General features: G+C 75.1%; 23 protein-coding genes. 6 read left to right on the forward strand and 17 right to left on the reverse strand.

All coding sequences use genetic code 11. The features are described 5' to 3' along the window. Positions 1–93 precede the first annotated feature (93 nt). From ku to V2J63_RS09720, 4 genes are all read left to right on the forward strand, one after another. Positions 94–1119, forward strand: a complete 1026-nt coding sequence (gene ku / locus V2J63_RS09705; protein WP_331230837.1) for a non-homologous end joining protein Ku — start codon at positions 94–96, stop codon at positions 1117–1119. 43 nt (positions 1120–1162) lie between these two features. Then, positions 1163–1837, forward strand: a complete 675-nt coding sequence (locus V2J63_RS09710) for a DsbA family oxidoreductase (RefSeq protein WP_331230838.1) — start codon at positions 1163–1165, stop codon at positions 1835–1837. Next, positions 1834–2025 carry a hypothetical protein gene (locus V2J63_RS09715; RefSeq protein WP_331230839.1) on the forward strand — a complete coding sequence of 64 codons (192 nt, stop codon included), beginning with the start codon at positions 1834–1836 and terminating at the stop codon, positions 2023–2025. The genes V2J63_RS09710 and V2J63_RS09715 overlap by 4 nt, the downstream gene beginning before the upstream one ends. 184 nt (positions 2026–2209) lie before the next feature. Then, positions 2210–2995, forward strand: a complete 786-nt coding sequence (locus V2J63_RS09720; RefSeq protein WP_331230840.1) for a DeoR/GlpR family DNA-binding transcription regulator — start codon at positions 2210–2212, stop codon at positions 2993–2995. Between the two features lie 72 nt (positions 2996–3067). On the opposite strand, the gene proB is transcribed toward V2J63_RS09720, so the two are convergent. The 6 genes from proB to V2J63_RS09750 form a co-directional block, all read right to left on the reverse strand. Continuing rightward, a complete protein-coding gene (gene proB, locus V2J63_RS09725) occupies positions 3068–4201 on the reverse strand; it encodes a glutamate 5-kinase (RefSeq protein WP_331230841.1) in 1134 nt (377 codons plus the stop codon). 61 nt (positions 4202–4262) lie between these two features. Further along, a complete protein-coding gene (gene obgE / locus V2J63_RS09730; protein WP_331230842.1) occupies positions 4263–5810 on the reverse strand; it encodes a GTPase ObgE in 1548 nt (515 codons plus the stop codon). Between the two features lie 129 nt (positions 5811–5939). Beyond that, positions 5940–6197, reverse strand: coding sequence for a 50S ribosomal protein L27 (rpmA, locus tag V2J63_RS09735; RefSeq protein WP_331230843.1), 258 nt, complete (start codon positions 6195–6197; stop codon positions 5940–5942). Positions 6198–6261: 64 nt separating this feature from the next. Continuing rightward, positions 6262–6582, reverse strand: coding sequence for a 50S ribosomal protein L21 (gene rplU / locus V2J63_RS09740; RefSeq protein ID WP_331230844.1), 321 nt, complete (start codon positions 6580–6582; stop codon positions 6262–6264). A gap of 238 nt (positions 6583–6820) precedes the next feature. Beyond that, a complete protein-coding gene (locus V2J63_RS09745; protein WP_331230845.1) occupies positions 6821–7477 on the reverse strand; it encodes an SDR family oxidoreductase in 657 nt (218 codons plus the stop codon). Between the two features lie 85 nt (positions 7478–7562). Continuing rightward, on the reverse strand, positions 7563–8252 hold the full coding sequence (locus V2J63_RS09750) for a 4a-hydroxytetrahydrobiopterin dehydratase (RefSeq protein WP_331230846.1): 690 nt from the start codon (positions 8250–8252) through the stop codon (positions 7563–7565). Positions 8253–8336: 84 nt separating this feature from the next. Between V2J63_RS09750 and V2J63_RS09755 the strand changes: the two genes are divergently transcribed. After that, on the forward strand, positions 8337–8798 hold the full coding sequence (locus tag V2J63_RS09755; protein WP_331230847.1) for a hypothetical protein: 462 nt from the start codon (positions 8337–8339) through the stop codon (positions 8796–8798). A 58-nt stretch (positions 8799–8856) separates the two neighbouring features. Here V2J63_RS09755 and V2J63_RS09760 read toward each other — a convergent pair whose 3' ends face one another. Further along, complete coding sequence (locus V2J63_RS09760; RefSeq protein ID WP_331230848.1) at positions 8857–12747, reverse strand: Rne/Rng family ribonuclease; 3891 nt, start codon at positions 12745–12747, stop codon at positions 8857–8859. 453 nt (positions 12748–13200) lie between these two features. Between V2J63_RS09760 and V2J63_RS09765 the strand changes: the two genes are divergently transcribed. Beyond that, positions 13201–14925 carry a GAF domain-containing sensor histidine kinase gene (locus V2J63_RS09765; RefSeq protein ID WP_331230849.1) on the forward strand — a complete coding sequence of 575 codons (1725 nt, stop codon included), beginning with the start codon at positions 13201–13203 and terminating at the stop codon, positions 14923–14925. A 9-nt stretch (positions 14926–14934) separates the two neighbouring features. Here V2J63_RS09765 and V2J63_RS09770 read toward each other — a convergent pair whose 3' ends face one another. The 10 genes from V2J63_RS09770 to V2J63_RS09815 form a co-directional block, all read right to left on the reverse strand. Then, entirely contained in the window at positions 14935–15549 is a 615-nt protein-coding gene (locus V2J63_RS09770; RefSeq protein WP_331230915.1) for a response regulator transcription factor, read from the reverse strand. A 116-nt stretch (positions 15550–15665) separates the two neighbouring features. Then, the gene (mutM, locus tag V2J63_RS09775) at positions 15666–16682 is read right to left on the reverse strand and encodes a bifunctional DNA-formamidopyrimidine glycosylase/DNA-(apurinic or apyrimidinic site) lyase (RefSeq protein ID WP_331230850.1); all 1017 of its coding nucleotides are present in this window, start codon (positions 16680–16682) and stop codon (positions 15666–15668) included. Next, the gene (rnc, locus tag V2J63_RS09780; protein WP_331230851.1) at positions 16683–17456 is read right to left on the reverse strand and encodes a ribonuclease III; all 774 of its coding nucleotides are present in this window, start codon (positions 17454–17456) and stop codon (positions 16683–16685) included. It abuts the gene before it with no gap. A gap of 52 nt (positions 17457–17508) precedes the next feature. Beyond that, positions 17509–18075, reverse strand: a complete 567-nt coding sequence (locus tag V2J63_RS09785; RefSeq protein ID WP_491062232.1) for a YceD family protein — start codon at positions 18073–18075, stop codon at positions 17509–17511. A gap of 191 nt (positions 18076–18266) precedes the next feature. Beyond that, positions 18267–18779: a hypothetical protein gene (locus V2J63_RS09790; protein WP_331230853.1), complete on the reverse strand. Its 513-nt coding sequence runs from the start codon at positions 18777–18779 to the stop codon at positions 18267–18269. Continuing rightward, entirely contained in the window at positions 18776–19273 is a 498-nt protein-coding gene (gene coaD / locus V2J63_RS09795) for a pantetheine-phosphate adenylyltransferase (RefSeq protein ID WP_331230854.1), read from the reverse strand. The genes V2J63_RS09790 and coaD overlap by 4 nt, the downstream gene beginning before the upstream one ends. Positions 19274–19313: 40 nt before the next feature. Beyond that, positions 19314–19889, reverse strand: coding sequence for a 16S rRNA (guanine(966)-N(2))-methyltransferase RsmD (gene rsmD / locus V2J63_RS09800; RefSeq protein ID WP_331230855.1), 576 nt, complete (start codon positions 19887–19889; stop codon positions 19314–19316). A gap of 81 nt (positions 19890–19970) precedes the next feature. Further along, positions 19971–21218, reverse strand: coding sequence for a serpin family protein (locus V2J63_RS09805; RefSeq protein WP_331230856.1), 1248 nt, complete (start codon positions 21216–21218; stop codon positions 19971–19973). 179 nt (positions 21219–21397) lie between these two features. Next, a complete protein-coding gene (locus V2J63_RS09810; RefSeq protein ID WP_331230857.1) occupies positions 21398–22996 on the reverse strand; it encodes a DUF6297 family protein in 1599 nt (532 codons plus the stop codon). Next, a complete protein-coding gene (locus V2J63_RS09815; protein WP_331230858.1) occupies positions 22993–23700 on the reverse strand; it encodes an ABC transporter ATP-binding protein in 708 nt (235 codons plus the stop codon). Before V2J63_RS09815 ends, V2J63_RS09810 begins: the two co-directional genes overlap by 4 nt. Between the last annotated feature and the right edge of the window lie 5 nt (positions 23701–23705).

Here is a 23705-nt window from a genome sequence, read left to right on the forward strand (position 1 = left end):
GCCTTCGCTACGCTTCCGGTGTCCGCACCGCCGCGGCCCGGTGGCGGAGCACCGGCACCGCCGGTTGACTGATCATCAAGGAAAGGGGCCACCATGCGTGCCATCTGGACCGGTGCCATCACCTTCGGTCTTGTCAACGTGCCGATCAAGCTCTACAGCGCGACGGAGAGCCACGACGTGCGCCTGCACCAGGTGCACAACGCCGACGGCGGGCGCATCCGCTACCAGCGGCGGTGCGAGGTGTGCGACCAGGTGGTCCAGTGGGACGACATCGACAAGGCGTACGACGACGGCGAGCAGACGGTGGTCCTCACCGACGCCGACCTCGAGTCCCTGCCGGTGGAGAAGAACCGTGAGATCGACGTCATGGAGTTCGTCCCGAGCGAGCAGATCGACCCGATCATGATGGACAAGAGCTACTTCGTCGGCCCGGACTCGAAGTCGACGAAGTCCTACCAGCTCCTGCGGCGGACCCTCGAGGAGACCGACCGCACCGCCGTCGTCACGTTCACCCTGCGCCAGAAGACGCGCCTCGGTGCGCTGCGCGTCCGGGGCGACGTCCTCGTCCTGCAGTCGCTCCTGTGGGACGACGAGGTGCGCGAGGCGAGCTTCCCCGAGCTCGACCAGGACGTGCGCCTCGGTGCGAAGGAGCTCGAGATGAGCTCGGCGCTCGTCGACTCCTTCTCCGCCGACTTCGACCCGTCGGAGTTCACCGACGACTACCAGGAGGAGCTGACCAAGCTCATCGAGGCCAAGCTCGAGAAGGGGCAGGCGCTCGACACCGAGGAGACGTTCGGTGCGCGGGACGACGACGAGGGCGGCGAGGTGCTCGACCTCATGGAGGCGCTGCGCCGCTCTGTCGAGCAGTCGAAGAAGAAGCGCAGCGGTGCCAAGGCGGAGCCGGCGTCCGACGACGAGGGCACGACGACGAAGGCGTCCGGGACGTCGAAGGCCCCTGCACGCAAGCCGGCCGCGAAGAGCGCGTCCAAGCCCGCCGCGTCGAAAGCCGCCGCGTCCAAGGCCAGCACGACGGCGAAGAAGGACACCGCGAAGGAGCCCGCGAAGCCCGCCGCCAAGAAGCGCGCACCCGCCAAGCCGCGGGAGAAGAAGACCGCCTGAGGAGCGCCGGAATGCCCGGGGCGGTCGGCGGCGTTGCCCCGGTATGACGAGCCCCTCCATCACCGTTGACATCTGGTCCGACATCGCCTGCCCGTGGTGCTACATCGGCAAGCGGAAGTTCGAGGAGGGGCTCGCGGCCCTCCCCGACGGCGCCGCCGACGACGTCGTCGTGACCTATCACAGCTTCGAGCTCTCCCCCGACACCCCCGTCGACTTCGAGGGCAGCGCTGTCGACTTCCTCAGCGCCCACAAGGGGCTGCCGGCGCAGCAGGTCGAGCAGATGCTCGGGCACGTCGCCGAGGTCGCCGGCTCGGTGGGCCTCACCTACGACTTCGCAGCGGTGCGGCAGACGAAGACGCTCCTGGCGCACGAGGCCCTCCACCACGCCAAGGCGCACGGCAAGCAGCTCGAGCTCGTCGAGCGGCTCTTCGCCGCGTATTTCGAGCAGGGCCGTCACGTCGGCCGGGTCGACGAGCTCGTCGGGCTGGCCGCCGAGGTGGGCCTCGACGCCGGCGACGTGCGCCGGGCCCTCGAGTCCGGGGAGCACACGGGCGCCGTCCAGGCGGACATCGACCAGGCGCGGGCGTACGGCATCCAGGGCGTGCCCTTCTTCGTCATCGACGGCCGGTACGGCATCTCCGGCGCCCAGAGCGCCGAGACGTTCACCGCCGCCCTCGCCCAGGTGCGCGCCGAGCGCACGACGGCGGGGGTCTCGTGAGCGCGGCCACCGCCGGGAGCGGCGCCTCCCGCGCGCACGACGACGTCGCGCTGGTAGCGGCGCTGCCCGCGCCCGTACCCGCGCCGGCCGGATCACTCACGCCGCTCACGCTGCTCGCGCCCCTCGGCGCCGTCGACGACGCCGGGTGGTGCGTCGACGGGGTGTGCGCCGTACCCCCGACCGCCTGAGCACTCCTGCGGTCAGGCGGCGGCGTACCCGGCTCGGTACGGGCGGACGGGTCGTGGACGCCGTTCTTCCGGCCACAGGACTCTCCTCGCAGATCCCGAGCGTTCACGGATCGCACACCGTGAGTGGGCGTCACACTGGGGGGCAGCGCCGCACCCCGCGCCCTAGGAGAGGAAAGTTCCTGACATGAACCGCCACGAGCGCCTCACCGCGCTGCTGCAGCTGGTCGTCGAGCGCGACAACGTCCACATCGGCGACATCATGCGCGAGCTGGGCATCTCTGCTGCGACGGCGCGGCGCGACCTCGACCACCTCGCGCAGCAGCAGCTCATCACCCGCACCCGCGGCGGGGCCTCGACGAGCCCGACGTCCTCCGACCTGCCGCTGCGCTACAAGACGGCGCGCCAGGCCGACGAGAAGCGCCGCATCGCCAAGGCGGCCGCGGACATGGTCCTCGCGGGCGAGGTCGTCGGCCTCAACGGCGGGACGACGACGACGGAGGTGGCCCGCGAGCTCGTCATGCGCCAGGACCTCCACGCCGGCGACGTGAGCGCCCAGGTGGTCGTCGTGACGAACGCGGTCAACATCGCCAACGAGCTCGCCGTGCGCCAGCACGTGCGCGTCGTCCTCACCGGCGGCGTCGTGCGGGCGATGAGCTACGAGCTGACCGGTCCCCTCGCCCGGGGGATCCTCGACGAGATCTCCATCGGGGTCCTCTTCCTCGGCGTCAACGCGTTCGACCCCGAGTCGGGGGCGTTCGCGCACCACGAGGGCGAGGCCGCGATCAATGCCGCGCTTGTCGCGAACGCACGGCGCGTCGTCGTCGTCGCCGACCACACGAAGGTGGGGACGACGGCATTCGCGAAGATCTGCGAGACGACGGCGATCGACGCGCTCATCACCGACGAGGGGGCGGCGCCCGAGGTCCTCGAGCGGATGCGCGCGGCGGGGGTCGCCGTCACGGTCGTGTGACCTCGCGCGCGGCCGGTCAGGGGATCGGTCGCCAGCAGCCACCGCATGTCCCGGTCCCGGGGCGGCGCCGGGTCAGTAGCGGCGGACGATGACGAGGTCGTCGCGGTGGACGACGGCGCGGGGGGCGGACCAGCCGAGCTCGTCGCGCATCTCGTCGGTCGTCTTGCCGAGCATCGCAGTGACCTCGGCGGTGCTGTAGGCGACGAGGCCCCGCGCGAGCACGGTGCCCTCGGCGGTGGCGAGCTCGACGGGGTCCCCGGGCTCGAAGTCGCCGTCGACACCGATGACGCCGGCCGCGAGGAGCGAGCGCTTGCCCACGGTGATGGCGTGCATCGCCCCCGTGTCGAGGGTGAGGCGACCGGTCGTGCGGGCCGCGTGGGCGAGCCAGAGGCGCCGGGTGCTCTTGCGGCGGCCGGTGGCGGCGAACCACGTGCCGACCTGCTCCCCCGCGAGGGCCCGGCCGGCGTTGGGGGCCGCCGTCAGCACGACGGGCACGCCGGCGCCCGTGGCGATGGCGGCCGCGTCGAGCTTGGTGACCATCCCGCCCGTGCCGATGGCGGTGCCTCGGCCGGTGACGATGACGTCCTCGAGGTCGGCGGCGCTGCGCACCTCGGGGACGAGACGGGTGCCCGGCCGGCTGGGCGGGCCGTCGTAGAGCCCGTCGACGTCGGTGAGGAGGACGAGCGCGTCGGCGCGGACGAGGTGCGCGACGAGCGCGGCGAGCCGGTCGTTGTCCCCGAACCGGATCTCGTCGGTGGCGACGGTGTCGTTCTCGTTGACGATGGGGACGACACCGAGGGTGAGGAGGCGTTCGAGCGCGCGCTGCGCGTTGCGGTAGTGCTGGCGGCGGATGAGGTCCTCGGCGGTGAGGAGCACCTGGCCCACCCGCTGGTCGTGATCGGCGAAGGCCTGGGTGTAGCGGGCGACGAGCAGCCCCTGGCCCACCGAGGCGGTCGCCTGCGCCGTCGCGAGGTCGCGGGGGCGCCCGGCGAGCCCGAGCGGGGCGATGCCCGCGGCGATGGCGCCCGAGGAGACGAGGACGACCTGCTGCCCACGGGCCCGCCGGGCGGCGATGACCTCGACGAGCTCACGGAGCCGGTCGAGGTCGAGCCGGCCGTCGGGGCCGGTGAGCGAGGACGAGCCGATCTTGACGACGACGCGCGCGGCGTCGGCGAGGCGGGACCGGCCCTGCAGCGGTGGGTTCACGTGCCCATCCTCCCGTACCCCGGTCGGCGGCCGCGTGCCACGACCGGAGTGCGAGCGGCGCTCAGTCGCGCGGCTCGGCCTCGCCCGCGTCGTCGACGTCGGCCGGGTCCGCCCAGTGGCCGGACTCGCGCTCGGTCCACAGCTCGGCGCGCGCCTCGGTCTTGGCGTCCATCCGCTCGCGGTACTCGCGCCGCTTGTCCGTGCGGGTGGGGCGGTGGTCCTCGTCGAGCCGCAGGTCCACCCCGCGCGGACCGAGGAGCTCGGCGCCCGTGCTCATCGTGGGCTCCCAGTCGAAGATGACCCCGCCCTCCTCCGGGCCGATGACGACCTCGTCGCCCGCGACGGCACCGGCCTTGAAGAGCCCGTCCTCGACTCCGAGCCGGGCGAGGCGGTCGGCGAGGTAGCCGACGGCCTCGTCGTTGGTGAAGTCGGTCTGCCGCACCCAGCGCTCGGGCTTGACGCCCCGCACCTGGAAGTAGACGCCGTCGTGCCGCTGACGCTGCGTGACCGTGAAGCCTGCGTCGTCGACCGCGCGGGGGCGCAGGATGGTGCGCGTCGGCTCCTCGACCGGGGCGGCGGCGCGCGCCTCGCGCACGAGCCGGGCGAGCGCGAACGAGAGGGGCCGCAGGCCCTCGTGCGAGACGGCGGAGATCTCGAAGACGGGCATCCCGCGGGCCTCGAGGTCGCCCCGGACGAGGTCGGCCAGCTCGCGCGCCTCGGGGACGTCGATCTTGTTGAGGACGACGACGCGCTGGCGCTCCATGAGCGGCACCCGCCCGCCGCTGATCTCGAGGTCGGCCGCGTACTGGGCGAGCTCGGCCTCGAGGAGGTCGAGGTCGCTCAGCGGGTCGCGCCCGGGCTCGAGGGTGGCGCAGTCGAGGACGTGCACGATGAGCGCGCAGCGCTCGATGTGCCGGAGGAACTCCAGGCCGAGGCCCTTGCCCTGGCTCGCGCCCGGGATGAGGCCGGGCACGTCGGCGACGGTGAAGCGCTCCTCCCCGGCCTGCACGACGCCGAGGTTCGGCACGAGGGTGGTGAAAGGGTAGTCGGCGATCTTGGGCCGCGCCGCGGACATCGCCGCGATGAGGCTCGACTTGCCGGCGCTGGGGAACCCGACGAGCGCGACGTCGGCGACGGTCTTGAGCTCGAGGACGAGGTCGACGACGTCGCCCGGCTCGCCGAGGAGCGCGAAGCCCGGCGCCTTGCGGCGCGGCGAGGCGAGCGCGGCGTTGCCGAGGCCACCGCGCCCACCGGCGGCGGCGACGTAGCGCGTGCCGGCCCCGACGAGGTCGGCGAGGATCTCGCCGTCGGGCGTCTTGACGACGGTGCCGTCGGGCACGGGCAGCACGAGGTCCGTCCCGTTCTTGCCCATCCGCATGTCGCCCGCGCCCTGGGTGCCGGACTGCGCGCTGCGGTGCGGGGAGTGGTGGTAGTTGAGCAGCGTCGTCGTCTGCGGGTCGACGACGAGGATGACGTCGCCGCCCTTGCCACCGTTGGCGCCGTCGGGGCCGCCGAGCGGCTTGAACTTCTCCCGGCGCACCGAGGCGACGCCGTTGCCGCCGTCACCGCCGGAGGCGTGCAGGACCACGCGATCCACGAAGCTCGCCATGAACGTCCCTCCTCCCGCGGCCCCGTACCGGGTCCGCTCCCATCATGACCCGAGGATCGGGCCCTGGACATACGAAGCGGGGGCGTCCGGCTCTCCGCCGGGCGCCCCCGCTGCTCGCCGAAGGTCTGCTCAGACCTCAGCGGTGACGATGTTGACCGTCTTGCGGCCGCGGCGCGTGCCGAAGAGGACCGACCCGGCCGACAGCGCGAAGAGCGTGTCGTCCTTGCCGCGCCCGACGTTCTCGCCCGGGTGGAAGTGCGTGCCACGCTGGCGGACGATGATCTCGCCGGCCTTGACGACCTGACCACCGAAGCGCTTGACGCCGAGGCGCTGGGCGTTGGAGTCGCGGCCGTTCCGGGATGAGCTGGCGCCCTTCTTGTGTGCCATCTCGAACCTGCTTTCGTCTTTGGGTAGTGAACGTGTGCGGAGCGGGCCCGGGCGGGCCGCGAGATCAGGAGATGCCGGTGACCTTGAGGCGCGTGAGCTTCTGGCGGTGGCCCTGGCGCTTGCGGTAGCCGGTCTTGTTCTTGAACTTCATGATCGTGATCTTGGGGCCCTTCTCGGGGCGCACGATCTCGGCGGTGACGGTGACCTTCGCGAGGTCGTCCGCACCGGTGGTGACATTCTCGCCGTCAACGAGCATGAGCGGGGTGAGCTCGACGGAGTCGCCGACCGCACCGCGGACCTGGTCCATGACGACGACGTCGCCGACGGACACCTTCTCCTGACGGCCGCCGGCCTTGACGATCGCGTAAACCACGTTGCTGCTCATCTCTGTCGATACGGAACCTGTCGCAGCGGCCCTCGGGACTCGAGTCCATCAGGGGCGCGCCAGGCGCACGGGAACGGCGCACCCGCGGGCGCACCGACGCTCGAGTTTACGCACAGGCGGCCCCCCGGGCAAATGACTCCCGCCAGGCAGCGCCCCGACGCCCGTGTGGCATCGGACACATCAGGCGCCCGCGACCGCGCTGGATCGTACGCCACCACCGGGTGGCGTACGTCCGCCGTCAGGGACGCAGGGCGGCGACCGCCTCGGCGACGGGGGTGTCGCCGGAGATGAGCTCGGCGACGCCGCGCGCCGTCGACGGGTCGTCGAGCGCGGCGACGATGACGGCCGCGACGTCCTCGCGGGGGATCTCGCCGCGGCCCGTGCCGGCGGCCATGTGCACCTGCCCGGTGCCCGGTGCGTCCGTCAGCCCTCCGGGCCGCACGATCGTCCAGTCGAGGTCGCGGGCCATGAGGTCCTCGTCCGCGGCCTTCTTGGCGTCCATGTAGACGGCCATGACCTCGTCCTCGATGCCCTCCCCGCCACGGTCGGCGTTGATGGCGGAGACCATGACGTAGCGGCGCACGCCCGCGAGCTCGGCGGCCTCGGCGAGGAGCCGGGCGCCGTCGCGGTCGACCGTCTTCTTGCGCTCGGCGCCGCTGCCCGGACCCGCGCCGGCGGCGAAGACGACGGCGTCGGCCCCGCGGACGATCTCGGCGAGCTCGGCCGCCGTCCCCTGCTCGAGGTCGAAGACGGCGGAGGTCGCGCCCAGGTCGGCGAGCTCGGCGGCGTGGTCGGGGTTGCGGATGAGCCCGACCGCCTCGTCCCCTCGTGCCGCGAGCTGACGCTCGAGGTGCTGGGCGATCTTTCCGTGGCCTCCGGCGATGACGATGCGCATCTGCCGACCGTACGTGGCACCCGGCGGGGCCGCACGGTGGCGGCGGGCGCCTCAGCCGGGCCGGGGCCTCAGGATGGCCGGGACCTCAGCCCCGACCCTGCCACGTGCAGATGCACGCCTCGTTGCCCTCGGCGTCGGCGAGGACCCAGTACGACGGCGCGTACTCGTCGGTCACGAGGCGGCCCCCGGCGGCCAGTACGGCGTCGACGCGCGAGCGCGCCTCGTCGTGCGGCACATCGATGTCGAGGTGGATCCGGTTGCGCTGCGGCCGGGGTGCGTCCATCTGCTGGAACCACACCGACGGGCCCCGCGCCGAGCGGTCCTGGAGGTCGGCGTCCGTCTCGTCCTCCTCCCCCGGCGGGAGCTGCGCGCGGTACCCGAGCGCCGCCTTCCAGAACGGCAGGACGGACGGGATGTCGAGGGCGTCGATGGCGATCTCGACGTGCTGGACCAGCCCCGGCTCGGCGCGCAGCCCCATCTCCGCGGCGATGACGGAGATCTGAGCGGCGAGGGCGACGTCGGCCTCGGTGAGCGAGCGGGTCGCGTGCGTCGTCAGCACGAGGTGCACCCGGAAGTAGCGCAGGTCGATGTCGGGGTGGTGGTCGAGCGCCTCCGCGGCGGCGACGACCCGCTCGACGAGCTCGAGCCCGCGCGTCATCGAGCCGGTCCGGAACGCCGCGTGGAGGTGGCTGCGCAGGACCCGCCAGTCCTCGAGGCCGGGGCGCGCATGCGCCTCGGCGGGGGTCAGGACGTACTTCTCCAGCGCGTTGCTCATGGGTGACAGCCTGGCACCGGTCCGGCCCCCGGTCGAGGACCGTGCGCCGGAGGCGATGTCAGAGGGCGCTGGCAGCATCCGTGCATGAACGATTCACGGGCGCCGGAGTCGACGGCGCGAGTACTGGCGGAGTTCTTCAGCGCGGTCGATGCCCGCGCCAACCGGGTCGTGCGCGCGCACGCGGGCGCGGTCCAGCAGCACCTCGACGTCTACCTCGACACCGAGGCGGAGCGCGTACTCACGACGGACGAGCTGGCGCTCGTGGAGGCCGAGCGGCAGATCGACCCGGTGGCAGCGGTCGCCCGCGTGACCGGGCCCGAGGCGCTCGTGGCGGCGCTCCCGGGGTTCGTCGACGCGGCCTGGCTGCTGCCGGCCCAGACGGCGGCCCGCGCACAGGTGAGGCTGGTCGAGGCCCTCGTCGCCTGGCTCGAGGAGAACCGGCACGTCGATCGCCACGCCATGGCGTGCTTCCTGCTCGAGGTCGACGCCGCGTGCCGGCGCGCGCGGTCGCTCATCGCCGCTCCGGCCGCGCGCGGGCCGGGCTGACAGCAGAGACAGGTGTGGCCCGGAGCCGACCGGGCTTCGGGGCACCCCCACCCACGGGTCAGGCCGTGGCCGGGCCGCCCGACGTGGCGCGGCGCGGTCGGCGGCCGCGACGCGGGGCGGCCTGCTCCGCGGGCTCGGCGGGCGCGGCCGCCTCGGCCGGGGCCGGCGTGCTCGGGGAGGACGGCTCCGGCGCTGCAGCCGCGGGTACGGCTGCCGCGGGTGCGGCCGCTGCCACGGACGTGGCGGCGGCCGCCGTCGTGACGGGCTCGGCCACGACCGGGGTCGAGGGTCCGGCCGTCACGCGGCCCGACGACGACGCCCGGCGTGACCCGCGCTTGCGCGGGGCTGCCGCGGGCGAGGCCTGCTCGGCCGGCGGTGCTGCCACCGGCTCGCCAGCCTGCGACCCGGGCTGGTCGGCCTGCGCCGCAGGCTGGTCCGACGTGGCGGGTGCCGCCGGTGCCGGCTGCTCGGCCGGGGCCGGAGCTGACGCCGCGGGCTGCTCGACCGGGGCCGGCGCCGACGATGCGGGCTCGCCGCCCTGTCCGGTCGTCGCGGCCTCCTGCGGGCGCCCGCCGTCCTGGGCGTGCTCGGTCTCCTCGTGGGCGTGAGCCGCCGCGGCGGCGATCGTCGCGAGGGTCGCCTTGACGGCTTCCCGCGCGGCGATGGCCGCCGGGTCCTGCGACTCCTGCGGTGCGACGCGCTCGACCTCGGCCGCGCGCGGCGTGCTCTCGTCGCGCTTGCCGCGGCGGCGCCCGGCCGGTCCGGCGGGCTCCTCCGAGCCGGCGCTGCGCTCGACCGGGTCGCTGTGGACGATGAACCCGCGACCGTTGCAGTGCTCGCACGTCTCGCTGAACGCCTCGACGAGGCCCTGGCCCACGCGCTTGCGGGTCATCTGGACCAGCCCGAGCGACGTCACCTCGGCCACCTGGTGACGGGTGCGGTCCCGGCCGAGGCACTCGACGAGGCGGCGCAGCACGAGGTCGCGGTTGGACTCGAGCACCATGTCGATGAAGTCGATGACGATGATGCCGCCGATGTCGCGCAGCCGGAGCTGACGGACGATCTCCTCGGCGGCCTCGAGGTTGTTGCGCGTCACCGTCTCCTCGAGCGTCCCGCCCGATCCGGTGAACTTCCCGGTGTTGACGTCGACGACCGTCATCGCCTCGGTGCGGTCGATGACGAGCGAGCCGCCGGAGGGCAGCCAGACCTTGCGGTCCATGCCCTTGGCGAGCTGCTCGTCGATCCGGTACTCGGCGAAGACGTCCTTCGTGCTCGTCCAGTGGCTCATCCGCTCGGCGAGGTCCGGCGCGAGCGAACGGACGTACGTCGAGATCGTCTCCCACGCCTCGTCGCCGGCGACCGTGAGCGAGCGGAAGTCCTCGTTGAACACGTCACGGACGACGCGGACGGCGAGCTCGGGCTCGCCCTTGAGGAGGACGGGGGCGGACTTCGCGGACTTCTGCTTCGCCTCGATGTCGGCCCACTGGGCCGTGAGGCGCTCGACGTCGGCGCGCAGCTGCTCCTCGGTGGCGCCCTCGGCCGCGGTGCGCACGATGACGCCGGCGCCCTGGGGCACGATCTCCTTGAGGAGCTTCTTGAGCCGGGCACGCTCGTTCTCGGGGAGCTTGCGCGAGATGCCCGTCATGGCGCCGCTCGGCACGAGGACGAGGTAGCGCCCGGCGAGCGTGATCTGCGCCGTGAGGCGTGCGCCCTTGTGACCGATGGGGTCCTTCGTCACCTGGACGAGCACCGGGTCGCCGGAGGACAGCGCCTGCTCGATCCGGCGGGGGCTCCCCTCCATCCCGGCCGCGTCCCAGTTGACCTCGCCGGCGTAGAGGACGGCGTTGCGGCCCTTGCCGAGGTCGACGAACGCCGCCTCCATGCTCGGCAGGACGTTCTGCACGCGGCCGAGGTAGACGTTGCCGACCATCGACGTCTGGGTCTTCTGCGCGACGTAGTGCTCGACGAGGATGCCGTCCTCGAGCACCGCGACCTGCATGCGCCCGTCCTTCTCGCGCACGACCATGGCACGGTCGACGGCCTCGCGGCGGGCGAGGAACTCGGACTCGGTGATGGTCGGGCGGCGACGCCCGGCGTCCCGCCCGTCCCTGCGGCGCTGCCGCTTGGCCTCGAGGCGGGTCGAGCCCTTGAGCGCCGTCACCTCGTCGCGCGCGGCACGGCCCTCGCGGGTCGACGTCGCGGCCTCGCCCTCGCCGGAGCGGCCGGTGCGGCTGCGCCGACGGCGGCGGCGGCGGCTCGCGGCGTCGCCGTCGTCCTCGGAGTCCTCGGTGTCGGGAACGCCCTCGCGCTCGCCCTCGGGCTCGGCCTGCGCGGTGCCGGCGTCCGACCGGCGGTCGCGACGCTCCGCCCGCGGGGCGGCCTCGTCCTGCGCCTCGGCCTCCTCGCCCGTGTCGTCGCTCTCCTCGCGCTGCCCGCTGCGGTTGCGACGGCCGCGGCCGCCACGGCGGCGACGACGGCGCTGACCGCTCGCCGAGTCGTCGTCGTCAGAGTCGCTCGCGGCCGCCTCGTCGGTGGAGTCGTCCCCGGTGACGTCGTCGGCGAGTGCGGCGTCGTCCTCGGTCGTCTCCTCGTCCTCGTCCGGGTCCTCCGGCGAGACCGGCTCCGGGTCGGCCGGCGGTCCGGCCTTGGCCTGGGCGCGACGGCGCGGGCGGGCCGCGGTGGGGTCCGGCGCCTGGAAGAGCAGCGCGGTGGCCGCCAGCCGCGGTGCGGCGTCGGCGTCCTCCGTGGTGTCGTCCGTCGCGGGGTCTGCCGCGGGCTCGGCCGTCTCGGTGCGGGGTGCGTCCTGCGCCGCCTTGGGGGCGCGGGTCCGGCGGCTGCGGGCGGGCTTGCGCGGCGCGTCGTCGGCCGTGTCGTCCGGAGAGCTCGCGGCGGGCGCGGCGGCGTCGGAGGTCACGCCGAACGCGGCGAGGACGTCGAGCGTCTGCTCGGCGTCGCGGGCGGGCGCGCTCGTGCTCGTGGAATCGGTCGTCCCGGTCGACTGGGCGCGCCTGCGGGTCCCGCGGGCGCGCGGGGCGGCCGGCTCGGCGGCGGCCGGGGCCGGCTCGGCGTCCGTCGGGGCGGCGGCCGGCGCGGGCTCGGTGGCCGGCACCTCGATAGCGGCGGGCGCCTCGGCCGGGGCCGTGCCGGCGGAGCTCGCGGGCGTCGTCGTGCTCGTCGCACGGCGGGGCTTGCGGGCGCGGGTGGCAGCCTTGGGTGCCGGTGCGGCGGCGTCCTCGGCCGGAGTCGCCTCGGTAGGCGCGGGCTCGGCCGGCGCGGGCTCAGACGGGGCCGGCTCGGTCGCGTCGGCAGCGGCCGCTGCGGCCTTGCTCGTCCGCGGGCTGCGGCGCTTGGCCTTCGCCGGCGCAGGTGCCTCGACAGCCGCGGCGTCGTCGGCGGCCACGGGGGCCTCGGCGGACTCCCCCGCCGGCGCCTCGGAGGCCTGGCCCGCGGGAGCCTCGGCCGGGGCGACCTTCGCGCGCGGGCTGCGGCGCTTGGCCTTCGGGGCCGCCTCCGGGGCGGCAGGCTCGGTGGTGGCAGCGTCGGCGGCGGGCGCGGGCGTGCCCGTCTCGCCCGCCCCGGCGTCGGCGGTCGGCGCCGTCGTCTTCGCCGTGGCGCGGCGGCGAGGTGCCCGCGCGGGGGCGGGTGCGTCCTCGGCCGGCGCGGCCGCGGCCTCAGCGGGCGCCTCGGCGGCTGCCGCGGCGGTCGTCCGCGGGCTCGTCGCCCGCTTGCGGCGCGGCTTGGTGGCGGCCTCGGGGGCCGCTCCTTCGGGTGCCGCGGCGTCGGTCGTCGGCGCGGCGGGGGCGGGCGTGGTGGCCGCATCAGTGCCGGTGCCCTCGGGCGCGGCCGCCGGGCTCGTGGCCCGGCGGGATCGGCTGGCGCGGCGCGCCGGCGCCGCGGGGGCCTCCGTCGCGGTGGCGTCGGTGGTTGCGTCGTTGTTCTGCTCGGTCATGGGGTGCTCCCCTGCCCACCGGCGCCGGCCACACCCCGGCGCCGCCAGGCGGTTCAGTCGTCATCAGCCATGGCCGACGACGGAAGTCGTGGGTCTCGCCAGGCGCCCGCGGTTCCGCGGGGCTGACGGCGGCGGCGGGGGGTCCTCGTGCGCCGGCATGGAGCCGGCCGTGCGAGCGCGGCGCATGCTTCTGCTGCAGCGCACTCACCCGGATGGTGAGGCGGCGCGAGGCAACATGCGGACCAGCGCGACCCTGTTCGTCGTCGGACCTGGGGACGGGTGTGGACCGCCCTTCGATCCCGCTCAGTATCGCACAGTGCCCCCGCGCCGACCCACGACGCGCCGCGCGCCCCGTTCTGCCGACCCGCCCCAGCGGCTACCGTGCTGGCACCGGGCCGCCGTGCACGCGCGAGGGTCCCGGCACGCCCAGCACCCCGAGCAGGAGGACGCACCATGAGCCGCCCCGCCCCGTCCGCCGAGGGGAGCCCGCGCGCCGAGGCACCGCGGGGGACGGTCGCCGCCGAGGCCTCGCCGCTCCTCGGCGCGGCCCTCGACCTCACGGCCAACCTCGAGCTCGAGGCCGTGCTCGAGGGGTTCGTCCTCAGCGCCGCCCGCCTCACCGGCGCCACGTACTCCGCCATCGGCGTCCTCGACAACCGGGGCGAGACGTCGACCTTCGTCCAGCACGGCGTCACCCCGGAGACGGCTCGGCTCCTCGGTCGGCCGCCCCGCGGGCACGGTCTGCTCGGGGCCATCCCCGCCGACGACTACCTCCTCCTCGACGACCTCGCCGAGCACCCGAGCTTCCGCGGCTGGCCCGAGCACCACCCGCGGATGCGCTCCTTCCTCGGCGTCCCCGTCCGGGTCCACGAGCAGGTGTACGGCCGCCTCTACCTCGCCGACAAGCCGGGCGGGTTCACCCGGGCGGACGCCGAGGCGATGGAGCAGCTCGCCGGCGCGGCGGCGATCGCCGTGGAGAACGCCCGCCTCTACACGGCGGCGCGGGACCGCGAGCGCTGGGTGGCGGTGAGCCAGGAGATCACGACGACGCTCCTCGAGGGCACCGAGGAGGAGGAGGCGCTCGCGATGATCGCCGCGCGCGTCCGCGAGGTCGCCCGGGCCGACGCCGCGCTCATCGTCCTGCCGTCAGTCGGTGGCACGTGGGTGTGCGAGATCGCCGACGGCGTCGGCGCGCAGGACGTCGTCGGCGCGGTCTTCCCGCCCGAGGGGCGCGCGATGACCGTCCTCGCGAACGGGACCGGCATGATCGTCGACTCCCTCTCCCGGGCCCGGTCGATGCGCGTGCCCGCGCTCGGGCGTTACGGGCCGGCGCTCTACGCGCCGATGGTCGCCAGGGGCACGGGCGCCGGCGTCCTCATCCTCCTCCGGCTCCAGGGCGAGCCCGAGTTCACCGGCACCGAGCTCACGATGGCCGAGGCCGTCGCGGCGCAGGCGGCCCTCGCCCTCGAGCTCGCTTCCGCGCGGCACGCCCAGGACGTCGCCTCCCTCCTCGACGAGCGGCAGCGCATCTCCCGCGACCTCCACGACCTCGCCATCCAGCAGCTCTTCGCGACCGGCATGCAGCTCGAGAGTGCACGCGCCCAGGTCGTGGGGGCGGGCGGGGACCTCGGCTGGCTCAGCACGGTGCTCGAGGACGGCCTCACGAGCGTGGACGAGAGCGTGCGCCAGATCCGCAGCATCGTGCACTCCCTGCGCGAACCGGACACGGCGGTCTCCCTCGTCGAGCGGCTGCGGCGCGAGACCTCCCTCGCCCGGACGGGCCTCGGCTTCGCCCCGTCGCTCGTCATCGACGTCGACGGGCAGGACCTCGGCAGCGAGGCGGAGGAGGAGCACCTCGTCGACGCGGTCGACAACCGGGTGGACGCCGACATCGCGGACGACGTCGTCGCCGTCGTCCGGGAGGGGCTCGCCAACGCGGCGCGCCACGCGCGTTCCTCCTCCGTCCAGGTCCGGGTGAGCGTCCACGGAGCCGGCCCCGCGGGGCGCGTCGCCATCGAGGTGGAGGACGACGGCGCCGGCGTCGACCCCGGTTCGACGCGCCGCTCCGGCCTCGACAACCTCGCCGTGCGCGCCCGTCGCCACCGCGGGACGTTCTCGCTCGGGACGACGACGAGCGGTCAGGGCTCGCTGCTCGCGTGGCAGGTGCCGCTCACCTGAGGGCGGCGCTCAGCCGCGCCAGCCGCTCGCCCGCTGGCCGGCCACCCACGCCGCGACCTGCGTGCGGCGCTGGAGGCCCATCTTGCTCAGCAGGGCGGTGATGTGGTTCTTGACGGTCTTCTCCGCCACGCCGAGCCGCTCGCCGATCTCACGGTTCGACAGGCCGTCGCCGATGAGCTCGAGCACCTTGCGCTCGGACGGCGTGAGGTCAGCCGTCGGGTCCTCGTGGTCGGCGCGGCGGCGCATGACGGTGCGCTCGTCGAGGAGCGTGCGACCGGCCGCGACGGCCTTGATGACGTCGGCGATCTCCGCGCCGCGCACCGTCTTGAGGAGGTAGGCGCGGGCGCCGGCCTGGAGCGCGGCGGCGAGCGCGTCGTCGTCGTCGAAGGACGTGAGGACGATGGGCCGGGCGCTCGGCAGGGACTCGGCGAGCGCGGTGATGATGTCGATCCCCGTGCCGTCGGGGAGCTGGAGGTCGATGAGGGCGACGTCCGGGCGCACGAGCGGGGCCCGGCGCAGCGCCTCGGCCACGGAGCCCGCCTCGGCGACGACCGTGAGCCCGTCGGCGCGCTCGACGATCTCGGCGATGCCGCGCCGGACGATCTCGTGGTCGTCGATGATCATGACCCGGACGCCGTGCTGCTCGTGCTCGTTTGTCGCCACGGGCGCGAGCCTATCGAGGACCGGGCACGGTCATGGGAAAGGGACCCGTCGGACGCGCCGACGGCCACCCTCCGGTGTCAGGGGGCCACCGCGTGCGGCGGGCGCTGGCACCGCGGGCAGAAGGTCGAGGAGCGGCCCATGAAGGCCTCCTTGCGCATGAGGGCGCCGCAGCGCCGGCACGGCTGACCGGCCCGGCCGTAGGCGTCGAGGGAGCGGGCGAAGAACCCGCTCGCCCCCTCGACGTCGACGTAGAGGGCGTCGAAGGACGTCCCGCCGACGGCGAGCGCCTCGCGCATGACGGCCTCCGCCGAGTCGAGGAGGAGGCCCGTCGCCCGCGCGGACAGGCCGGCGGCGAGGCGCCGCGGGTGGAGGCGCGCCCGCCACAGCGCCTCGTCCGCGTAGATGTTGCCGACCCCGGAGACGAGGGTCTGGTCGAGGATGGCGCGCTTGACCTCGGTGCGGCGCGAGCGCAGCCGGGCCGCGAGGGCGCGGCGGTCGAGGGCGGGGTCGAGCAGGTCCCGGGCGATGTGCGCGACGGGCTCGGGGACGGCCGCGACCTCGCTGCCCTGCCCGCCCGGCGCGCCGTCGGGCGTGGGTGCGAGCTCGGCGACGAGGACGTGACCGAAGGTGCGCTGGTCGACGAACCACAGGGCCGCGCCGTCCGTCATCTCGACCTCGACGCGCAGGTGGGCCGCCGTCGAGGGCACCGTGCGGACCATCGTCGGGGGCTGCCGGGCGGTGAGGTCGACGACGGGCTCGCCCGCCGGCGCGATCGCCGTGTCCACCGCGCCGGCGCCCTCGGCCCCGGTGCGGCGGACGCCGTCGGGCTGCTGGACGAGGAGCTGGCCGCTCATGCCGAGGTGCGCGAGCAGCGCGCCCTGGGCGCCGTCGTCGAGGAGGAGCCACAGGTACTTGCCGCGCCGGACGGCCGCCGTCAGCGTGCGCCCGCGCAGCCGCCCGGAGAGGTCCGCTCCCCCGCCCTCGTGGCGGCGGACCGCCCTGGGGTGGTGGACGTGGGCCGCGGCGACCGTCCGGCCGAGGACGTGCGCGGCCAACCCGGCCCGGACCGTCTCGACCTCGGGGAGCTCAGGCACTCACCGCTCGCTCGGGTCGGCACGGGGCACGGGGTCGGCGGCCGGCGCCGCCGGGATCTCGGCGACCTCCGCGGTGAGCCGCTCGTAGGCGTCCTGCGCGGCCTGCTGCTCGGCGACCTTCTTCGACGTCCCCGTGCCCGTGCCGTACTCCTCCGCGCCGAGGAGGACGCGCGCGACGAAGCTGCGCTCGTGGTCCGGGCCGGACCCGACGACGGCGTAGACGGGCAGGGCGCGGCCGTTCTCCGCGGCGAGCTCCTGCAGGCTCGTCTTCCAGTCGAGGCCGGCACCGAGCGCCGCGGCGTTGCCGAGGAGCGGGGCGACGAGGCGTTCGACCATCGCGCGGGTCGGCTCCAGCCCGTGGCACAGGTACGCGGCCCCGATGAGGGCCTCGACGGTGTCGGAGAGGATCGAGTCCTTCTCCCGCCCGCCCGTGACGAGCTCGCCGCGCCCGAGGAGGATGAACGGGCCGAGCTCGAGCGCGCGGGCCACCTGCGCGAGGGCGCGCTGGCTCACGGTCGCCGCGCGCATCTTCGCCAGGTCACCCTCGGGGGTCTCCGGGTGCGCCCGGTAGAGGTGCTCGGTGACGACGATCCCGAGGACGGAGTCGCCGAGGAACTCGAGCCGCTCGTTCGTCGGGATGCCGCCGGCCTCGTGCGCGAACGACCGGTGCGTGAGCGCGAGGACGAGGAGCTCGCCGTCGATGCTCAGCCCGAGCCGCTCGAGGAGCACCGCGACGTCGTCGCGGGCGCCCGCGGCGGCCGGCCGCCGCGCCATCAGTCCGCGTCTGTTTCGTGTTGTGCCCTTTTGTTGTCCTTCCTCCGCGCCATCAGTCCGCGCGCCCCGGCTCCGGGGCCCGCTCGGCGGGCTCGGGGTCGTCGTCGGCGCTCACCGCGTCGGCGTCGTCGCCCTCGCCCGCGAGGAGGGACCCGAGCGCCGACCACCGCGGGTCGAGGTCCTCGTGGCTGTGGTCGGCGGGCAGGTCGGCGAGCCGCTCGCCGCACCGCGCGCACAGGCCCGGGCAGTCCGGGGTGCAGAGCGGCTGGAAGGGAAGGGCGAGGACGAGCGCGTCGACGAGCGCGGGCTCGAGGTCGAGGCGGTCGCCGACGAGCTCGGGCAGCTCCTCGGCCTCCTCGTCACCGGCGGCCTTCGCGGCGGCGCGGCCGCCAGGGTAGAGGTAGAGCTCGCTCAGGTGGACCGTCAGGTCCTCGTCGAGGTCGCGCAGGCAGCGCACGCACTGGCCGGCCGCCTGCGCGTGGACGGGGCCGGAGACGAGCACGCCGTCCATGACAGCCTCGAGGCGCAGGTCGAGCTCGATGTCGGAGCCCTCGGGGATCGCGATGACCTCGGTCCCGAGCTCGGCCGGCGCCGGGACCGTGCGGGCGAGGGGGCGCATGGCGCCGGGCCGGCGGCCGAGCTCGTGGGTGCTGACCACGAGCGGAGAACGCGTGTCCACGATGTGCTCCGAACGAGAGAGGGCGCACGGCAGGGCGCCGTGCGAGGACGCGGTCCGTCGGTGCCTGCGGCTACCCAGGGGGGCGCGCGGCGCCCGGACCAGCCCGGCGATCCTAACGCACCGGCGCTCGTTCAGCCCTCGTCGCGCGGGCCGGCTCCGAGGCTCGCGAGCCGCTCCCGGCCGGCCCGCACCTGCGTCGTCACGGCGCTGAGGTCGATCTCGAACTGCGCGAGCTGGCGGTCGCAGTAGTCGTTGGCCTCCCGGGCGAGCTTGGCGGCGCTCGCCTCGGCGTCGGCAACGATCTGGGCCGCGCGCTGCTCGGCGAGGGCGACGACGTTGGCCTCGCCGACGAGCCGCTGCGCCTCGGCCTCTGCCCGGGCGACGATGTCTGCGGCGCGGGTGCGCGCCCCCTCGAGCACGGCGTCGGCGTCGTGAAGGACGCCATCGGCGGCGTGGATCTCACCGGGGACCACCCCGCGGGCGGCGTCGAGGAGGTCGAGCGCCTCGGCCCGGTTGACGAGCACGGAGGCGGACATCGGCATGGCGCGCGCCTGGGAGACGAGCTCGGTGAGCTCGTCGAGGATGGCGATGAGCGAGCCGCCGTCCTTGTCGGACGTGGCGCGGGCGTGCACGGGGGTGCTCATGAGGGGTCTCCTGCAGTCGGTCCGGCGGGGAAGGCGTAGGCGAGCGCGGCCTCGACCGCGGGGGTGACCATGCCGGCCACCGACCCGTGGTGCCGCGCGACGTCCTTGACGAGGGAGGACGCGACGTGGGCGAGCGCGCCGTCACCGATGACGAACACCGTCTCGACGCCGCTGAGCGTGCGGTTCATGAGCGCCATCGGCTGCTCGGCGTCGAAGTCCGCGCCGCCGCGCAGCCCCTTGACGATGGCCGTCGCCCCGGCGTCGCGGCAGAAGTGGGCGAGGAGGCCGTGGACGGGCTCGACGCGCACGCGCGGTCCGGCGACGGCGTCGCGGGCGAGGTCGAGGCGCTGGTCGAGGTCGAAGAGGTAGCGCTTGGCGCTGTTGTGCGCGACCGCGAGGACGACCTCGTCGAACATCGTCGCGGCCCGGCGGACGACGTCGATGTGCCCGAGGGTGATGGGGTCGAACGACCCCGGGCACACGGCGAGGGTCATCGCCGTCCCCGCATGGATGGCGCGCGCTCGGGCATGCCTCTCACGGTAGCTGCCCGTCGCCCGACGGCGTGGAGGCGAACCACAGTGTCGTGTCCCCGTAGCGCTTGCTGGCCTCGCCCTCGAGCGGGGCGGGCCACGCCGGCTCGGCGCTGCGCCGCGAGCGCTCGAGGACGAGCGTCGCGCCCGGCGCGAGCCAGCGGTCCGCGAGCGCCGCGAGGATGCCGGCGACGTCAGCGTCGGGAAGCTCGTACGGCGGGTCGATGAGAACGAGGTCCGCCCGCTCGGTGGGCGTGCTCGCGAGGTAGGTCTGGACCTTGGCCGTAGCCACCTCGGTGACGTCACGGAGACCGAGCTCGCGGGCGTTGCGGCGGCACAGCTCGGCGGCCGGACGCGCGGCCTCGACGAGGACGACGGCGCGCGCCCCCCGGCTGGCCGCCTCGAGCCCGAGCGCCCCGGAGCCGGCGAAGAGGTCGAGGACCCGCGCGCCGTCGACGGCGCCTGCGTGCTCGAGCCGGGAGAACAGGGCCTCGCGCACGCGCTCGCTCGTCGGGCGGGTGCCCGTGCGGGGCACCTGCAGAACGCGCCCCCCGGCGGTGCCGGCAACGATCCTCGTCATCCGGTGAGCGTAACGAGGTCACCGGTTGCGCATGGACCGGGGCTTGCCGGCCTCGCCACCGAGAGCGGCAGTGACGGCGTGTCAGCCGCGGGGGTCGTGGACGCTGCCGAGGAAGAGCACGGCGCCGGTCTCGCGGTCGCTCACGGTGAACGCGAAGGGCCGGTCGACCCGGAACGGCGGTGGTCCGGCCGACTGGACCACGACCCCTCCGGTGACGGCCGCGGCCTCGGTGCCCTCCTCGTCGACCCGGATGTAGGTCTTCTGCACGACGGTGTCGAGGGACGGGCCGGCCGGGGACATCGGGGTGAAGTCCCCGCCGCCGAAGGCAGCCTCCATCCCGAGCGACTGGAGAACATCGTTGAGGTTCGCGTCCCACTCGAGCTCGAAGCGCGGTAGCGCGACCTCCACGAGCGTGGTCGGCTGGAGGCCGTCGACCGCCTCGCGCCAGGCCCCGGCGTCGAGCCCCTCGAGGAGCTCGTCGAGAGCCACGTCCTCGTCGGGCAGGAGCACCTCCATGCCGAAGCGCTCCTCGTCGCCGTACGGGAGCCGAAGCATCTGGAAACCATTCCCGGCGGAGGTCTCCACCTCGGCATGGCCTCGATGCATCATGGGCACGCCGACCTGGTCGCCGTCGGCCAGCGTGAACGGCGCCTCCCGGGTGGCGGCCTCGTCGAAGGTCGTGGTCCAGGTACCGAGGAAGTACACCGTGTTGAGCAGGACGAGCACCGCCTGCGGGTCGGGCAGGCCCAGGTCCGCGGCGATCTCATCGATCAGCCCCTCGGTGCGCTCGTCGACCCACGCATCGATGGCGTCGGCGGCGTCCTGCGAGCCGAGGTCGACCTCGTCGAGCGTCGCCCCGTAGGTGTCCTGCACGAACGAGACGTAGTCGTCCTCGAACGGGTAGCCCTCGGCCGCCCAGAGCGAGTTCGCGATCGCCAGCGTGACGTCGTCGGTATCGACCAGGTCGGCGAGCAGTGCCGCGTTCCGCGTGTCCTGCGGACCGTCGAGGCGCAGCAGCCTGACCAGCTCCTCGGCGTTGTCGCCGCCGGCACCGGCGGCCACCATCGCCAGCAGCACCGACGCCGACAGCGGCGAGGTGACCGTGTTGGCACCGTCCTGCGCGACGCCGGTGTGAAGGTCGAAGCCGAAGGCGTTGACGCTCTCGGCCGCAGCTGCCGCATCCTCGGCCGACAGGCTGCCCGCGAGATCGACTCTCGGACCGTCCACCGCGCCGTCGCCCGGCTGACCGACGACCCCGCCGCACGCGACGAGGAGGAGTGCGACCGCAGCGGCAGCGCCCACGAGCCCCGTACGTCTCGGACCTGACATGGCTCGCTCCACTCCTCGTCGGGGTAACAGCGCTGCAGCGAGGCGGCCGCTCCGCCACGCCGGCCTGCGCTTGCCCGCCCCACGCTCAGCGCCGGCCGGGACATCACCGGTCTTGCACAGACTGTGTCTGCTCCGTTGCGTTCCTTGCAGCGCTCGCTCTCGGAGCGGGACGAGGGCGATCAGCGGGCGTCCGGACCCGGCTTCGGCTTGGGCGGTCGAGCGGCGATGCCGAGGGCGAGCGCGGAGACGAGGACCTGTGCGACGAGGAGCGCGGGCGCGACCTCCCCGACGAGGAGCGCGACGGCCACCGGCGCGGCACCGAGGATCGCGACGTCGGGGCCGATCGAGGCGAACGTCGCCATCCCGGGCGGGAACGCGCCCATCGGGGTGACGATGAGGGGGCCGGACCAGTCCGGCGACGCGCGGTAGGCCGAGCGCACGACGCCGGCCGCCCACACCGGCGCGCTGAGCGCCCCGAGCGCGAGCCAGCCCCCGAGGTCGCCGTAGCGCCACGCGACGACGGCGAACACGGCGAAGGACCAGGCGAGCATGGCCGCGACGGGCACGGCGAGCCGCCAGCGGCGCACGGCACGCTCGGACAGGGGCAGGAGAGCGTCGAGGGCCGGCGCCATCTCCGCCCACCGCGCGCCCTCCGCCGTGGCAAGGGCGGCGATCCACGCCCCCGCGGTGACGCAGAGGACGACGGCGAGCGGCGCGGGCTCCGGCACGAGGAGGGCGGCGAGCGGCAGGCACGCGCCGACGGCGAGCTGGACGACGTGGCGCCCCGAACGGGCGAGGAGGAGCGCGTCGGCCGTGGCGAGCGCGAGCCCCGGCCGCCGTCGTCCGCCCCGGCCGCGCAGCCACGCGAGGCGCGCGGAACGCCGCCGCCGGGACGGCGTGGCCACCTGGCTCAGCGCGCGGCCGAGCTCGCGGGTGTCCATCGACAGGGCCGCGCCGTGGAGCTGGCCGGTGACGGCGCCACGCTCGCGCAGCTCGGCGTCGTGGACGAGGGGAAGGCGGCGCAGCATCGCCCAGGCCGCGAGCGCGGCACCGGTTGCGCACGCCGCGGCGAGCGGGGCGGCGAGCGGCGGGAGGCCGGGCGGCGTCGTCGGGACGAGGGTGAGGACGACGGCGGCGACCGGCACGAGGGCGAGGGCGGTGTCGGCGACCGTCGCGCGGACCCGCCGCCAGCGCGGGAGCGTCTGCCCGACGGCGAGCGCGCCGGCGGTGGCGGCGCCCGCGCCCGCACCGAGGGCCGCCATGGCGAGGACCGGCCCCGCACCGGGAGCGGGCGCGAGGACGAGCGCGAGGACCGCTCCTCCGAGCAGGCCAGCGAGGGCGCAGACGGCGGGCCAGCGCAGCGCGGCGGGGACCAGGAGCGAGCGGCGGTCCCCCGGCAAGGGGAGCCACCACGCCGACTCCGGCCCGCTGAGCGAGACGGGGCCGAGGCGCGCGAGCAGTCCCGCGGTCGCGGCGAGCGCGGCGACGGCGGCGAGGACGGCGACCCACTGGGGCGCGAGGTTCGCGACGGGGACCTCGTGCGTCGTCATGGCGGCGCCCGCGCCGAACCGCGCGGCGGCCGCAGCGACGATGGCGCCCGTGACGGCGAGGGTGAGGACGACGGTGTAGACGTCACCGAGCACCTCGGCGGCCGACGTCGTCGCGCGGGCGCGCTCGAAGCGGCGCGTCCAGCGGCGCATGGACCGCCCCGCGGGGACGGCGGCGGGGACGTCCGCAGCAGCTGCGCCGTCGCTCTCGGCGCGTGCCCCGCCGCTCACAGCGCCCCGATCGCGGCGGCGCCCTCCGCGGGGCTGAGGAGGCGGACCTCGTCGTCGGCGAGGAGGAGGACGGACGTCGCGGCGCCGGCCACAAGGATCGGGTCGTGGCTCGCGACGAGCACCGCTCCCCCGTCCTCGCGCTCCTCGACGAGCCGGTCGGTGAGCTGGTTGCGCATGCCGGAGTCGAGGCGCTGCTCGGGCTCGTCGAGGACGAGGAGCGAGCGCGGCCGGGCGAACGCCGCCGCGAGCAGCACCCGGCGGCGCTGCCCGGAGGAGAGCGCCGACGGCAGCGCCCGCGCACGCTCGGTGAGGCCGAACTCCTCGACGAGATCGGCGACGACCCCGGCGGCGTCGGGGACGCCGTGGCCGTAGGCGACGAGGAGGAGGTGCTCGGTGACGGTGAGGGCGGGGAAGAACGCGTCGTCCCCGAGGACGCTCGCGACGTCCGCCCGGAAGGCCGCCGTGCGCGGGTCCACGGCTGCTCCCAGCACCTCGAGCTCGCCACCGAGCGGGTCCTGGAGGCCGACGACGGTGCGCAGCAGCGTCGACTTGCCCGTCCCGTTGGCGCCGATGACGGCGAGCGCCTCGCCGGCCGCGAGGGTGAGGGTGACGGGGGCGCAGACGGGCTCGCCGCCGTAGCCGACGGCGAGGTCACGGGTCCGGGCGAGCACGCCGGGGCGGTCGGTGTCCTCAGCGAACGGCATGCTGA

This window comes from Georgenia wangjunii (genome assembly GCF_036421975.1).
GTDB lineage: Bacteria > Actinomycetota > Actinomycetes > Actinomycetales > Actinomycetaceae > Georgenia_A > Georgenia_A wangjunii.